Source organism: Lacinutrix sp. MEBiC02404 (genome assembly GCF_053601575.1).
The window spans coordinates 109,973-123,960 of sequence record NZ_JBSHNV010000189.1 but is presented as its reverse complement, the minus strand read 5'-3'; the positions used below and the strand labels follow the sequence as shown (position 1 = coordinate 123,960).

General features: G+C 32.8%; 15 protein-coding genes. 7 read left to right on the top strand and 8 right to left on the bottom strand.

The window, feature by feature from the left end; genetic code table 11:
• Positions 1-3 precede the first annotated feature (3 nt).
• The 3 genes from ACVCXO_RS11430 to ACVCXO_RS11420 form a co-directional block, all read right to left on the bottom strand.
• Positions 4-1,002, bottom strand: a complete 999-nt coding sequence (locus ACVCXO_RS11430) for a glycoside hydrolase family 113 (RefSeq protein ID WP_452229718.1) — start codon at positions 1,000-1,002, stop codon at positions 4-6.
• A gap of 88 nt (positions 1,003-1,090) precedes the next feature.
• Complete coding sequence (locus ACVCXO_RS11425; protein ID WP_452229717.1) at positions 1,091-2,011, bottom strand: hypothetical protein; 921 nt, start codon at positions 2,009-2,011, stop codon at positions 1,091-1,093.
• Positions 2,012-2,050: 39 nt separating this feature from the next.
• The gene (locus ACVCXO_RS11420; RefSeq protein ID WP_452229716.1) at positions 2,051-2,767 is read right to left on the bottom strand and encodes a DUF547 domain-containing protein; all 717 of its coding nucleotides are present in this window, start codon (positions 2,765-2,767) and stop codon (positions 2,051-2,053) included.
• A gap of 257 nt (positions 2,768-3,024) precedes the next feature.
• Here ACVCXO_RS11420 and ACVCXO_RS11415 point away from each other — a divergent pair, with 257 nt between their 5' ends.
• The 5 genes from ACVCXO_RS11415 to ACVCXO_RS11395 all read left to right on the top strand — a co-directional run bounded on the left by ACVCXO_RS11415 (position 3,025) and on the right by ACVCXO_RS11395 (position 9,202).
• On the top strand, positions 3,025-4,332 hold the full coding sequence (locus tag ACVCXO_RS11415) for an NAD(P)/FAD-dependent oxidoreductase (protein ID WP_452229715.1): 1,308 nt from the start codon (positions 3,025-3,027) through the stop codon (positions 4,330-4,332).
• A gap of 11 nt (positions 4,333-4,343) precedes the next feature.
• A complete protein-coding gene (locus tag ACVCXO_RS11410) occupies positions 4,344-5,984 on the top strand; it encodes a 4Fe-4S binding protein (protein ID WP_452229714.1) in 1,641 nt (546 codons plus the stop codon).
• Positions 5,985-6,022: 38 nt separating this feature from the next.
• Positions 6,023-6,931 carry a toxin-antitoxin system YwqK family antitoxin gene (locus tag ACVCXO_RS11405; RefSeq protein ID WP_452229713.1) on the top strand — a complete coding sequence of 303 codons (909 nt, stop codon included), beginning with the start codon at positions 6,023-6,025 and terminating at the stop codon, positions 6,929-6,931.
• Entirely contained in the window at positions 6,932-7,624 is a 693-nt protein-coding gene (locus ACVCXO_RS11400; protein ID WP_452229712.1) for a glycosyltransferase family 2 protein, read from the top strand.
• 87 nt (positions 7,625-7,711) lie between these two features.
• The gene (locus ACVCXO_RS11395) at positions 7,712-9,202 is read left to right on the top strand and encodes a cellulose synthase family protein (protein WP_452229711.1); all 1,491 of its coding nucleotides are present in this window, start codon (positions 7,712-7,714) and stop codon (positions 9,200-9,202) included.
• Between the two features lie 183 nt (positions 9,203-9,385).
• On the opposite strand, the gene ACVCXO_RS11390 is transcribed toward ACVCXO_RS11395, so the two are convergent.
• Positions 9,386-9,529 (bottom strand): hypothetical protein, encoded by a 144-nt coding sequence (locus tag ACVCXO_RS11390; protein ID WP_452229710.1) that lies wholly within the window; start codon positions 9,527-9,529, stop codon positions 9,386-9,388.
• 110 nt (positions 9,530-9,639) lie between these two features.
• On the opposite strand from ACVCXO_RS11390, the gene ACVCXO_RS11385 reads away from it, so the two are divergent.
• The gene (locus ACVCXO_RS11385) at positions 9,640-11,055 is read left to right on the top strand and encodes a mannosyltransferase (protein ID WP_452229709.1); all 1,416 of its coding nucleotides are present in this window, start codon (positions 9,640-9,642) and stop codon (positions 11,053-11,055) included.
• The gene (locus ACVCXO_RS11380; protein WP_452229708.1) at positions 11,045-11,866 is read left to right on the top strand and encodes an alpha/beta hydrolase; all 822 of its coding nucleotides are present in this window, start codon (positions 11,045-11,047) and stop codon (positions 11,864-11,866) included. Before ACVCXO_RS11385 ends, ACVCXO_RS11380 begins: the two co-directional genes overlap by 11 nt.
• 55 nt (positions 11,867-11,921) lie before the next feature.
• On the opposite strand, the gene ACVCXO_RS11375 is transcribed toward ACVCXO_RS11380, so the two are convergent.
• From ACVCXO_RS11375 to ACVCXO_RS11360, 4 genes are all read right to left on the bottom strand, one after another.
• Positions 11,922-12,263 (bottom strand): hypothetical protein, encoded by a 342-nt coding sequence (locus tag ACVCXO_RS11375; protein ID WP_452229707.1) that lies wholly within the window; start codon positions 12,261-12,263, stop codon positions 11,922-11,924.
• A 140-nt stretch (positions 12,264-12,403) separates the two neighbouring features.
• On the bottom strand, positions 12,404-13,180 hold the full coding sequence (locus ACVCXO_RS11370; protein WP_452229706.1) for an RMD1 family protein: 777 nt from the start codon (positions 13,178-13,180) through the stop codon (positions 12,404-12,406).
• Positions 13,180-13,593 (bottom strand): VOC family protein, encoded by a 414-nt coding sequence (locus tag ACVCXO_RS11365; protein WP_452229705.1) that lies wholly within the window; start codon positions 13,591-13,593, stop codon positions 13,180-13,182. The genes ACVCXO_RS11370 and ACVCXO_RS11365 overlap by 1 nt, the downstream gene beginning before the upstream one ends.
• 67 nt (positions 13,594-13,660) lie before the next feature.
• Entirely contained in the window at positions 13,661-13,984 is a 324-nt protein-coding gene (locus ACVCXO_RS11360) for a hypothetical protein (protein WP_452229704.1), read from the bottom strand.
• Between the last annotated feature and the right edge of the window lie 4 nt (positions 13,985-13,988).

Below are 13,988 nucleotides of genomic sequence, written 5' to 3'. Positions count from 1 at the left end.
TTTTTAGGCTTGAAAATACGCTTTAATTATTTTTTCTACAGGCTTATTCTGAGGTGTAAACCGGTTATCCTTTTCACCACCAACATTGGCATGGTCATGAAACCATTTCCATATAAATCCTCCCGCAAACCAATCTTCTTTCCAAAAGGTATCGAACAGTGCTTTGGTGGTATTATTCTGTGCTTCAAAATTTACAACATCCAAACCTCTTTCAGAATCCCAAGGTTCTTTTCCTGCGTAATCGGCACTTCTATAACCAAACTCTGTAAATAAAATTGGTTTTTTATGTCTGTCTGAAATCTCTTTTATCACGGACTTATGCGTTTTCCAACCTTCCAAACATTCTGCTACCGTTGGTGTTTTACTAGCACTAATTGGAAAATAAGCATCTACTCCAATATAATCTAATGCATTCCAAAAAGGAGTTCTTTTAAACTCATCCCAATTTGCGGCATAGGTAAGTTTTCCTTTGTACACTTTTCTTATTTCTACAATTAGCGCACTCCAATATGCAGGTCTGTTGGTTACAAATTGTTCTAATTCGGTACCAATACAAAAGATATCGGCATTAATTTCTTGGGCTAATTTTGCATACTCTAAAATAAAATTAGCATATGAAGTTTCTAATATTTGCCAATCGGCTTCGGTTTCCATTTCTATATACCCCGTAAATTGCCCTCGAGAAACCCAAATTTGCGGTTTAATCATTATTTTTATGCCTTTTGCTTCTAAGCTTTTTGCATACTGCTGGACTCCTACGCTACTTTCACCGTACCATTGTCTTTCTGTATTGTAAACAACTTCGGGATTTTTTAATTCTCTAATAAACCCAAAAGGCATTACTGCGGCAAAATTGGCATTAATATCTTTTACCGGATTTACATGTTCTTCAGTTACAGCAGTTCTAGATGCTACAAAACTTACACCATTAATTTTTGTTTGTGATGAGCAGGATTGTAACGTACAGATTACAGCAATAAAAAGAAGCTTGATGTATTTCATTCTATTCAATTATTCACGAAATATAAGAAAAAGATCCCGCTAATACGGCGGGATCCTTTTCTATACACTTTTAAAAATGTTCTTTTCTTTATAGTAATGCTCTAAGTCCTAAACTGAAAGTACTTCCTAATCCTTGAAAATTATTTCCTCTTACAATTTTACCATAAGAAGCTTCTAAATTTAATACTTTGGTTAATTGGTATTTACCACCAAAACCTAATTGCGTATAATTTTGTTCAAAGTCGTTTCCTAAATCCATTAAAAATGCTTGTTGCGCATTTACAAACAAGGTCGATTTAGATGACGGAAAATAACTTAAAAAAGCACTTACTGGAAGAAATAAACTGTTATTCGCAAAACGCTCACCTACATTAACAGCATCTCCGCTTTTAATAGCGTCTGAAGTAGATTCCCCAAAATTAAATCCGAAATCAGCCTCGGTAAATATTTGCCAATCGCCACCACCAAAAGTTTTATCATAGAAGAATTTTGTTTCCCAAAACGTACTTCTTTTATCTAAATATACAGGAACATCTTTGTCTTTAAAAACTGGTAAATACACAGAACTTGTAAAAGAAAAGTTAGGCACACTTGCAAAAGGCTGCACTCTAATAGAAGGTGCTATGGTTGTTAAACCACTTCTAGAATCTACACCATTGTTTTCAAAATCGAAAACACTAAAAGCGTCTTGACCACCATAATTATTGGCTCTTACCTGAATAATCAAACCAACATTGATTCTTGCATTTTTACTAACTCCAGTATAAATTTCTGTCGTATTGGTGAAAAAATTCTCTCTATCCACATCAAAAGACTTCCCTGTTCCTTCTCCTGTTTTTTTGGTTTGCGTGTACAAACTATTAAAAAACTTAATATCCCATTGTCCTTTGTTTAATAATTTACTTGGTGTAAATTCCTGAACATTACTCCTTGTTGGCTCTTTTTCCTCCTGTGCGAACCCAACAAAATTTATTACCAAGGCTATTACTAATACAATTACTTTTTTCATTTTTAAATTTTATTTATTCTTAGTTAGTTAATTCGTGTGTTATTGTTTGTTTATTTTCCAATCGTATTCAAAATACGTTAGCTTATAATCTGTTGGTATTTTTTCGGTTCTAATGGTATTTATATATTCTATTTCTGTTTGTCCATTCGCAATAAAATCTTCTTTATACCATTCTAATATTTTAGAACCGGAAACACTTTTCTTTTTCGCGTTCACTTTTATAAAATAATCACCGTTTAAAGCGAACTGTGTTTGCTTTTGCAATTGTGCTTCTAATGTCTTTGGCAAGTATGCTTTACTAATTAATGGCGGACAACCAACAGCGCCACAAACTAATACAAAATGAAAACGAGGATCTTTAAATTCTGCGCGTAGCAATTTGTTTTCAATAGTGTTTAAGGTTACTTTCTTGCCTGCCAAATGATATATTGTTTTATCGAAAAAACCACTATCCTCTAATGGAGATTTTGTTGGATAATTATCTACCAATCCTTTAATCACCGATAAATTATAAGCGTTTATCCAAAAGGCTTGGTAATTTGTAGCATCTGTTTTAGAAACGGTTATTCCTTCTGCTATTTTTAAAACTGCATCTAAAGATTTCGTATCTTTTTTAATTGCATCGTAAGCTACTTTTCCGTCTACAACATTTACTTTAAAAAAGGCATCTGCTTGTGTAAAAAAGGTTTCTAAGTTTTGCGCTTTCGCGGAAAAATGGCCTAATAAAATTAATGCTACTACTATTATTTTTTTCATTTTAATATGGTTTAATTCTTTTCTTTTATTCCGAAAAAATTCAGATAAAATTCACATCCAAATCGGTATAACTTTCGGTTAAGTCTATAACACATGTAAAAACTTTCAAAAAAATATTAGAAAATTTCTCGTCTCATTGCCTGAAAAAACCTTACAAGTCTGCGTAGTTTATATCTATTCTAAATACTTACTACCGATTAAGTTTTTATCTTGTATCACGACCTAATCAGAATAGAATTAAAAAACCAAACTAAAATATGGAACATGTAGTTATTATAGGAAATGGCATTTCCGGCGTAACCGTAGCCAGACATATTCGAAAAAATTCGGATAAAAAAATAACTATCGTATCTGCCGAAACCGATTACTTTTTCTCACGTACTGCTTTAATGTACATATACATGGGACACATGAAGTTTGAACATACACAACCTTATGAAAATTCGTTTTGGAAAAAGAATCGCATCGAATTAAAAAAGGGCTTTGTAAAATCTATAGAAACAACCTCTAAAACACTGCAATTTGCAGAAGGTGATAGCTTACAATACGACACCTTAGTAATTGCAACTGGAAGTAAACCTAATAAGTTTGGCTGGCCAGGTCAAGATCTAGAAGGAGCACAAGGTTTATATAGCAAACAAGATTTAGATAGTATAGAACGTAATGCACCAAATAACAAAGTATGTAAACGCGCTGTAATTGTTGGTGGCGGATTGATAGGTATTGAATTAGCCGAAATGCTAAACTCCAGAAGTATTCCTGTAACTTTTTTAGTACGAGAAGATAGTTTTTGGAATGGTGTTTTACCAGAAGGTGAAAGTGCTATGATTAATAGACATATTAAAAATCACCATATCGATTTACGTTTATCCACTAATTTACAAGAAATAAAATCGGACGAAAATGGAAACGTAAAATCGATTGTCATCGTAGAAACTGGAGAAGAAATAGCATGTAACGTTGTTGGTTTAACTGCTGGTGTTACTCCAAATATTGATTTTATAAAATCTTCTGATATTGAAATTAATAGAGGTGTTTTAGTAAACAGACATTTAGAAACAAATATTCCAGATGTTTATGCCATTGGCGATTGTGCCGAACAACGTGATGATGGTATTGGACAACGCAGACCTATTGAAGCAGTTTGGTATACGGGCAGAATGATGGGAGAAGTATTAGCGCAAACCATTTGTGGAAACACGATGGAGTATAAACCAGGTCATTGGTTTAATTCTGCTAAATTCTTAGATATTGAATACCAAACCTATGGTTGGGTATTTGCAGATCGCGGTCGTCCAGAATATGAAAAACATTTTCACTGGATACACGAAGATGACACCAAATGTATTACCGTAGCTTACCACAAAGAAACAAATGCCTTTTTAGGAATTAATACTTTCGGGATAAGAATGCGTCACGAAATATTTGATCGTTGGCTAACCGAAAAACGCGATGTAGATTATGTAATAAAAAATCTACCTAAAGCGAATTTCGATCCAGAATTTTACAAGCATTTTGAAAAAGACATTCTAGCTGCTTACAATAACCAACTACAAACAGTATAACCCTAAAATAAATGAGCAATAAAATAGATCACAGTATGTCTTTGGCAACACCAGATGCTTTAAACATAACTACCAAACAAAAAATAGCTTTAGCAACTGGCTTGGTCGGGTTATTTATACTAGTACTCGCTATATTTAATGTAGACTTTCCTAATAGAGCCGTTTTCTTAGCCATATCCTTAGGTTTGGTTATTGGCGGCACCATTATATATTCTAGAGAAGCATACCTTACCAAATTAGAAGGTATAAAAAATGATGGTGTTTGGTTTAAATCGTTATCCTCAAGAGGCGTTTTAGGTTGGGCATTAGGTATTATTTTAACGGCATTTTATATTGTACTTTATTTCTTTCCTACCTATTTAGGACTAGGAGTGGATGGCGCAGCAAATACTGGCTTAGTAGCTCTTTTCGATCCGTTAAGCAATCTTTTAAGCGGTAATAATGCTAGCCAATGGTTTGTATATGGAACCTTATACACCGTCGCTATTTTAGCTTTCGGATATAAGTTCATGTTAAAATATAGACACAACCGCTACCAACAATTGCGTACCGCATCGGTTATGTTTTTTCAAACGGCATTTGCTTTTGTGATTCCAGAATTAATGGCGCGATTAAATTCAGACGATTTCTCCTTGCCATATAATGATCTTAAAAACATGTGGCCTTTAAACTACTATGCTTTTGATCAATGGCGCGTAGATCAATTTATAAATGCACAAACCGTAGGAATGTTTTTCTTAATTTTAGGGGTAGTAATGATTTTTGTTATTTCCCCATTCCTAACTTACAAATACGGAAAACGTTGGTATTGTTCATGGGTTTGTGGTTGTGGCGGATTGGCAGAAACTGCAGGAGATGCTTTTAGACACCTAAGTGATAAAGGTACAAAAGCATGGAAACTGGAAAGATGGATGATTAATTCTGTCCTTGTATTTTCCGTAGTAACAACAGTGGCCGTAATATCCACATATTTAGGTTATGATTCCGAAAAATACTGGTTTACAAAAAATGTATTTCTAATCAGTATTGGCGTATTCTTAACCGTATTATTAGCAGGAATCCTTTATTTTAAAAGAGAAGAATTAAATAAAAGTGCCTTTAAAGGTGCTATTGGTTTTTACATTTTAACAATCGCCTTCCTAGTATTCTTTTCTTTCTTCGACTTAAGTCAGATACAAATTAATGCAAGTTATTTCTCCTTCGGCTTAAACCAAAACTCGTATAATTTTGATAGCGCATTACGAAGCTTTTATGGTTTCGGAATCGGCTCTATATTTTCTGGAGTTATCGGTACCGGATTCTATCCTATTTTAGGAAACAGAACTTGGTGCAGAATGGGCTGTCCAATGGCAACTATTATGGGAATCCAACAACGTTTATTCTCTAGATTTAGAATTACAACCAATGGCGGACAATGTATCTCATGCGGGAATTGTTCTAATAGCTGTGAAATGGGGATCGATGTTCGTGCTTATGCGCAAAAAGGAGAAAACATTGTACGCTCCAGTTGCGTTGGTTGCGGTGTTTGTAGCGCGGTTTGCCCAAGAGGTGTATTAAAATTAGAGAATGATAGTATGGATGGAAGAATTAATCCGACTGAAGTGTTATTAGGTAACGATGTAGACCTTATGGACTTATTAAATAAAAATTAAGTTCTTGTATTTACACGGGATCCGAATTTAACTTTTCCATGAAAAAAATACTATACTTATTAATATTGCTTGTAAGTTGTAACGCTTTCGCGGAAAAAACGTACTCCAAAACATATTATAAGAATGGTTCAATAAAAGCGGAAGGTTGGACAGAAAACAACCTTAAAACCGAATACTGGAAATTCTATCATCTAAACGGAAACATAGAAAAAGCAGGCGTCTTTAATAAAGATTTAGAAGATGGCTTTTGGACGTTTTATTACGAAAATAAAAACCTAGAAGCCGAAGGTCATTTTTTAAACGGAAAACGATCTGGTTTTTGGACCTACTTCTATCCAGATAAGACGCGAAATAAGTTTGGTAATTATGAAAATGGATTAGAAACTGGTTGTTGGCAAAGCTATCATACCAATGGAAACCTAATGCGCAAAGGCAATTACAGCAAAGGCCTTTTTAATAATTATTGGAAATTCTATCATTTTAATGGTATCCTAAAAAAAGAAGGTAACTTTGCAAACGGAAAACCAATAGCATATTGGAAAAACTATCACAATAACGGTAACCTCCAATCGGAAGGTCTTTTTAAAAACGGACAAGAAGATGGTTTTTGGACGTTTTATTTCGATAACGGAAAACAAGAAAAAACGGGGGATTACAAATCTGGACTAGAAACCAAATACTGGACATTTTATAAAAACAATGGCACGAAAGAAAAAGAAGGCCATTTTATTAACGGTAAAAAATCAGATTGGTGGTTGTTTTATGATAGTAAAGGAAATGTAAATCATAAATGTCAATTAAAAGACAATCAGAAAAACGGCTATTGCTTGATGTATAAAAACGAAAAGCTAGTTTCCGCCAGTAAATTTTCAGAAGGAAAAAAGATTAAAACGTGGACCGATTTGGCCGCTTTTAAAAGAGAAAATAAATTAAGTGATCTTAAGTAAATGCCCAAAATAAAAGTAATAATACCTGCTTATAACGAACAAGACTCTATTGCGAATGTTATTCATGACATTCCTAAAATGGTAGATGAAGTAATTGTTATTAGTAATAACTCCACAGATGCTACAGAAGCTAACGCAAAAAATGCTGGAGCAACCGTTTTAAAAGAAAACAGAAAAGGCTATGGATATGCCTGCTTAAAAGGAATGGATTACATTTCAAAACAAGAAAGCAAACCAGATATTATTGTTTTTCTAGATGGCGATTATAGCGATTACCCAGAAGAATTAACCAAAATTATACAACCAATTTTAGAAGATAATATCGACTTTGTTATTGGGGCAAGAGTTAAAGAACTTCGCGAAACGGGTTCTATGACACCGCAACAGATTTTTGGAAACTGGTTAGCAACCTTTTTAATGAAACTGTTTTTTGGAGCAAAATTTACAGATCTAGGACCATTTAGAGCTATTAAATACGATACGCTTTTAAACTTAAACATGGAAGATAAAACCTATGGTTGGACCGTAGAAATGCAATTAAAAGCTTTAAAACAAAAATTAACATACCTAGAAATACCTGTAAACTACAGAAACCGAATTGGTGTTTCTAAAGTTTCAGGAACGGTAAAAGGAAGCGTTTTTGCAGGAATTAAAATCCTTGGATGGATCTTTAAATACAGCTTTAAGAAATGAGCCAAAAACAACCTCCTAATACTATAATAAATTTTAATAGCGAATTACACATGACCATTAATAAAACAATTAAAATCAGCATATGAAATGATTTTAGAAACCACAATTATCATTATATATTCCACTGCATTATTGCTGATTTTCTTTTATGCTCTGGCACAATTAAACTTGCTGTTTAATTATATTGCTGCACAAAAAAAGGAAGATCATTCGCCAAAATTCAATTTAAAAAACGCAGATGAAACCCCTTTAGTAACCATACAACTTCCAGTGTACAACGAGTTGTATGTTATGGAACGTTTGCTGGACAATATTGCAAAAATAGAATACCCAAAAGACAAGTTAGAAATTCAAGTACTAGACGATTCTACCGATGAAACCGTTGACACTACCGCATTGCAAATTGAAAAACTAAAAGCACAAGGATTAGACATCAAACATATTTGTAGAACCAATAGACAAGGTTTTAAAGCTGGTGCGTTAAAGGAAGGTTTAAAAATGGCTAAAGGAGAATTCATCGTTATTTTTGATGCCGATTTTCTCCCAAATAAAAACTGGCTAAAACAAACCATTCCATATTTTAAAGACAAACAAATTGGTGTGGTACAAACCCGTTGGGCACATATTAATAGAAACTATTCTACGCTAACAAAAATTCAAGCTTTTGCTTTAGATGCGCATTTCACCTTAGAGCAAGTTGGTAGAAATAGCAAAGGGCATTTTATCAATTTCAATGGTACTGCAGGCGTTTGGCGAAAAACATGTATTCTAGATGCAGGAAATTGGGAAGGTGATACACTAACCGAAGATTTAGATTTGAGCTACAGAGCACAACTTAAAAACTGGAAATTTAAGTACTTAGAAGATGTAGAAACTCCAGCAGAATTACCTGTAGTAATTAGTGCTGCACGCTCGCAACAGTTTCGATGGAACAAAGGTGGCGCAGAAAACTTCAGAAAAATGATGCTTAAAGTGGTTAGAAGCAAAAACATTTCTACTAAAACAAAAGTACACGGTTTACTGCATTTACTGAACTCTACCATGTTTTTAAACGTACTTATTGTTGCTATATTAAGCATTCCAATGCTTTACATTAAAAACGAATACGCGCACTTAAAACCGTACTTTTATGTCATGAGTTTCTTTGTTATTAGTACGCTTATTTTCTTTATTTGCTACTGGTATATGTACAAGAAAACCTACGGAAGTGGTGCGAAAAATTTCCTGCAATACATTGTATTATTTTTCACCTTTTTCTCTATAGCAATGGGCTTTTCACTACATAATTCGATTGCCGTTTTAGAAGGTCATTTGGGTAAACGAAGTGATTTTATACGTACACCAAAGTTTAATATAAATAGCGTAACAGATAGTTGGAAAGGCAATAAATACTTAAAGAAAAATATTTCTGCTCACGTAATTATTGAAGGTATGCTTATGCTCTATTTTGCCTTTGGTCTATACAGCGCTTTTGTAGTTGGTGATCAAGGTGGTGATTTTGGATTATTCCCTTTTCATCTGATGCTTTTCTTAGGTTTCGGATTTGTATTTTTAAAATCTTTAACCTCTAAAGCCTAGTTATAATTTGGGCGTTTCTTTTTATAATCCTGCCAGGTTTCCAAAACCTTGCAGGATCATAAAAAGTCGCGCTTTCCGCTATATCTTTTTTCCCTTGTTCTCGATACCAATTTGCTCATGCTTCACAAATGCACTCGAACAGACGCCAAAAAAGGATGCCGCATCAATCGCTAACGCAGTTCATTACTCCGTTTTATGCACTTCTAGTTCGATTTCAATCATGAATTCTGGCACTGCCAATTCTTTAACACCAAGCCAAGAACCAGTTGGAAATTGTTTCGTATAAATAGAATTTCGATAGGCTGCATTTTCTAAAAACAGTCCCATGTTTGTCGTAAAAACATTTAAAAAGAAAAAAACGAACCCGTATATTTTTAAATCCAATAGTAATTTCAAACCTTTAAAGCCGACAAACAAATAATATTTATATTTGAGCCATGCTTTACAATACCTTTTTTTTAAAACTCAAAAAACCTTCCATTTTACTGGTAATAGCATGTATACTATTCTACTTTTCTTTTGCCTATAATTTAGTAAGAACAGATTACATAAAGCTAATTACACTGTATGTTGCATTGTTTATCCTGTTTTATAAATTGGTTCGCATCCACAGAAACAATTTTAAATTTTTAGCTTGGATTGCCTTTATATTTCGGGCCGTATTTATTCTTGCCATTCCTAATCTGTCGCAAGACTTTTATCGTTTTATTTGGGACGGACGCATGATTTTGGAAGGCTTTAATCCGTATTTATACACACCTGAATCTTTTTTAACATATAATGAATTACCAGTGAACCAAGCGGAAGCATTATATGCTGGAATGGGAACCCTCAACGGAAGCCACTTCACAAACTACCCGCCAATAAACCAGCTCTGCTTTGTGATTGCAGGAATATTTGGCGGGAAAAGTATTTTGGGTGCAGCTATGGTTTTAAGACTACTAATTATTGCGGCTGATTTTGGAACCCTATACTTTGGAAAAAAGCTTCTCGAAAAACTAAATCTACCTGTAGAAAACATTTTTTGGTACATTTTAAACCCTTTTATAATTATAGAACTTACTGGGAATTTACACTTTGAAGGGGTTATGATTTTCTTTCTAGTTTGGAGTTTATACCTATTACATATTAATAAATGGAAACAAGCTGCTGTAGTTTTTGCTTGTTCGATTTCGGTGAAATTAATTCCGTTGCTATTTTTGCCTTTATTATTTAAATATTTCAAGAAAGGAAACGTCCTTGCAGGCACAACGAAGCAATCTTTAGAAAACAAAAATACTTCGACTGCACTAAGTATGACAAAGCTTATATCATTTTATGCAATAATAGGCATGGTAACGCTACTATTATTTCTTCCTTTTTATTCTTCCGAATTTATAAACAATTATGCACAAACAGTTGGTTTATGGTTTCAGAATTTCGAGTTTAATGCCAGTGTTTACTACATTGCTAGAGAAATCGGTTATTGGTTTAGAGGCTATAACGAAATTGCAATTATTGGTAAAACCCTTCCTGTTTTAGTACTCTTGTTTATTTTATTCTTGGCATTTTTCAAAAAGAATACAAGCACAAAACAACTCTTACAATCGATGCTATTTGCATTTGCTTTTTACTTATTTCTAAGCACAACCATACATCCTTGGTATATAGCAACCTTATTAATTCTATCTGTATTTACGACTTACAAATTCCCTTTAGTTTGGAGTTTTGCTATCATTCTAAGCTACTTGGCATACATACAAATTGACAAAGCAGACAAGTCCGAAAACCTATATATTATTGCATTGGAGTATCTTATTGTTTTTAGTGTATTTTTGTATGAGCTCATAAAAAGAAAATCTATTGAAAATTAATTTTAAAAAAATATTAAGACGCTTAAAAAGAACTGTTGTAGCGCTAATACTGTTGTATCTTTTCTCGTTGGTGTTTTTATATTTCAAACAGGAACGCTTCTTTTTTAATCCGAAACACTTAGAAAAAGATTATGTTTTTCAGTTTAAAGAACCTTTTGAAGAAGTAAATATCGAAGTAGAAAAAGATGTTTTTTTAAACGCTGTCCTTTTTAAAGCCGAAGCACCTAAAGGTGTTATTTTATACTTTCATGGTAATGCCGGAGCGATTCATGATTGGGGAAAACGCGCACATTTATTTTTAGAAAACGATTATGATGTACTTTTTGTAGATTATAGGAACTATGGTAAAAGTGATGGTCATTATAGCAACAGCGAAGAGCTTTTTAGTGATGCACAAAAAGTTTACGATTACACTAAAACTAGATACGACGAAGACAAAATTACCGTTTTAGGTTTTTCTTTAGGCACAGGAATAGCTAGTTATGTAGCATCTAAAAACAATCCTAAAATGCTCATTTTAAACGCGCCTTATTACTCTTGGAAAACACTAATTGCGGAAGAGATTGCGCCTCCCGTACCTCAATTTTTAATTCGGTATGATATTCCTTCCTATCAATTTGTACAAGAAGTAAAGTGCCCAATACATATATGTTATGGTACGCGTGATTTTTTAATAAACCCAGAAACAAACACCAAAAAACTATACGCTTTACAACCAGAAAATATCACAATTCATCCCATTACAGATGCTGGACATAATGGCTTACATATCACCAAAGAATATTATGATTTATTAAAAATTATTCTATAAAAAAAGAGGCTATCTGTAGATAGCCTCTTTTTTTTATTATAATGGAATACTTAATTTAGTTTATAGGTTTTAAAGCTACAATAGTCAATTTTTCTTCCTCTTGCTCCTCACCGTTTTCATCTAAAACAGTTTCTGTTAACACCGTATAGGTAATTTGGAAATGAGATCCTATTACGTCTTCTGTATCTAAATCATAATCGGCTAATACATCTTCTTCTACTTCATGAAGCGTTAGCGTAGTTTCTTCGTCATCGGCATTAAAAACTATAAAATTATAGCCATAAGCATCGTTTCCGTCGTACTGTCCATCTACAGTAATTCGATCTTGATTCATCGTTGTAAAACTGGTTAAAGCAATACATAAAACAGCAAGTACTAATGTGATTTTTGTTTTCATTTTTGATAAATATTTAAAAGTTAGAAATATGTATCGGAAAAATTTCTACCTAAAGTCCGAATTACTTAAACCATTTCAACCTAGGAAACAGTGGTAGTACAATGTATTTCTTCTATATACGTTTCAAATTCGCTTTAGGATTAATTAAATTTTAAAATAAACATATCTATTACTTCAATAACAATTAGAATAATAATGATCCACTCTAATCTGCTACTTTCTTTATGATCCATAATATCTTTAAAGAGCTCTAAATTCTCTTTAATAATTTCTATTCGGTCATGAATTAATCGGTATCTATCTTTTAAATCGAAAGAAATTTTAAGCTCCTGATTTAGCTTATTAAGTTGTTCATTTTCCCAAGTACTTTCGGGGGAATCAAAAATATACAGATTCTCCGAAATCTTATTTTTAATGTTCAATACTCTTCCTATAAAACGTTTTAACTTATTTCCTGAAATATCCAATTTCCCTTTATTCTCGAGGTATTTGGTATGTTCATGTGTTTCAATAAGTAATTCTTCGGTAATATCTGCATAGCGATCTAATGCTACAGATTGCGAAGTATTTAACATCACTAAACGAATCATTTCATCATTTAGCTCTGGTAAAATAACGTTATTATATTCTACTTTTAAGGAATTTTCTCGGACTTCTATTTGAATATCTTCGGAAAGTTTTTCAGAAATATAGGTATTACAAAATGGTTTTATTTCTTCCAATACCGATGCTATTTCTGTAGCATTCATATTAAAAAAACTAACCATTCCGTAGTGAAAAATATAGATAAATTTATTTTCTGAGCTTTTATAATACAGCTCGTCACTATCTTGAAACAGCAACTGCCATTGCAATTGCTGTTTACTAGCTTTTATTTGGATAGTGTTTGCTACTTGATAAGCAACAACTTTGTACATTATGAGATAAACATTTGTTTTTGGTCTTTAAAACTTTTAAATTCTAACATATAATCATTTGGGTCTTTTACAAAAAAGGAGACATGCTCTCCTGGTTTGTCTTCTAAAAAAGTAGTCTGTGTTACTACTTCTAATTTTTGCTCTTTTAGTTTTTCGTAAATTTTCTCCCAAGTATCTACATCTACAATAACACCAAAGTGAAAGGATGGTAATATTTTACCTTCAAACACATAATTAGGACTATTGAAATGAAACTTCTCGGCTTTAATAAACGTTAACTGATGATTAAACAAATTAATATCTACCCAATTTTTAGTCATTCTTCCTAAGGAAGCACCAATACTTTTCGTGTAAAAATCTTTCGTTTTTGTTACACTTAAACATGGTAATGACATGTGAAATGACGTTTCCATACACTTGATTTTAAAGTTATAACTTAGTTATATTAAGTTACAAAATAAAATCATGTGATTTCGTTTTTTAGTCTAAATCTTCAGCATCTTCATCTGTTAATTCGGGATCTTGAACAGCTTCTGGATCGCTTTCATCAAAATCTTCATAATCATCTTCGTCATAATTCTCCATAGTAACTTCCAGTTTTGTACTGACTTTAACCAAATACTTGGTATCTTCTGTAGTTACTTCAATTGCTTCAATTAGTTCATTTTTAGCATTTCTAAAAGACACTACTTGGTCATCATCATAACCATCAGGATATCTTTCTACTAATAAAGCTAAAATTTCTGGTGTTAGCTTTTTAAAATCTACAATTACTCTTTTTAGGTTGTCTCTTTTATTTGCCATTTAA

Bases quoted from the DNA above. Each gene is read 5' to 3' on its own strand.
- ACVCXO_RS11430 (WP_452229718.1), bottom strand. From the start codon at position 1,002: ATGAAATACATCAAGCTTCTTTTTATTGCTGTAATCTGTACGTTACAA.
- ACVCXO_RS11425 (WP_452229717.1), bottom strand. From the start codon at position 2,011: ATGAAAAAAGTAATTGTATTAGTAATAGCCTTGGTAATAAATTTTGTT.
- ACVCXO_RS11420 (WP_452229716.1), bottom strand. From the start codon at position 2,767: ATGAAAAAAATAATAGTAGTAGCATTAATTTTATTAGGCCATTTTTCC.
- ACVCXO_RS11415 (WP_452229715.1), top strand. From the start codon at position 3,025: ATGGAACATGTAGTTATTATAGGAAATGGCATTTCCGGCGTAACCGTA.
- ACVCXO_RS11410 (WP_452229714.1), top strand. From the start codon at position 4,344: ATGAGCAATAAAATAGATCACAGTATGTCTTTGGCAACACCAGATGCT.
- ACVCXO_RS11405 (WP_452229713.1), top strand. From the start codon at position 6,023: ATGAAAAAAATACTATACTTATTAATATTGCTTGTAAGTTGTAACGCT.
- ACVCXO_RS11400 (WP_452229712.1), top strand. From the start codon at position 6,932: ATGCCCAAAATAAAAGTAATAATACCTGCTTATAACGAACAAGACTCT.
- ACVCXO_RS11395 (WP_452229711.1), top strand. From the start codon at position 7,712: ATGATTTTAGAAACCACAATTATCATTATATATTCCACTGCATTATTG.
- ACVCXO_RS11390 (WP_452229710.1), bottom strand. From the start codon at position 9,529: ATGGGACTGTTTTTAGAAAATGCAGCCTATCGAAATTCTATTTATACG.
- ACVCXO_RS11385 (WP_452229709.1), top strand. From the start codon at position 9,640: ATGCTTTACAATACCTTTTTTTTAAAACTCAAAAAACCTTCCATTTTA.
- ACVCXO_RS11375 (WP_452229707.1), bottom strand. From the start codon at position 12,263: ATGAAAACAAAAATCACATTAGTACTTGCTGTTTTATGTATTGCTTTA.
- ACVCXO_RS11370 (WP_452229706.1), bottom strand. From the start codon at position 13,180: ATGTACAAAGTTGTTGCTTATCAAGTAGCAAACACTATCCAAATAAAA.
- ACVCXO_RS11365 (WP_452229705.1), bottom strand. From the start codon at position 13,593: ATGGAAACGTCATTTCACATGTCATTACCATGTTTAAGTGTAACAAAA.
- ACVCXO_RS11360 (WP_452229704.1), bottom strand. From the start codon at position 13,984: ATGGCAAATAAAAGAGACAACCTAAAAAGAGTAATTGTAGATTTTAAA.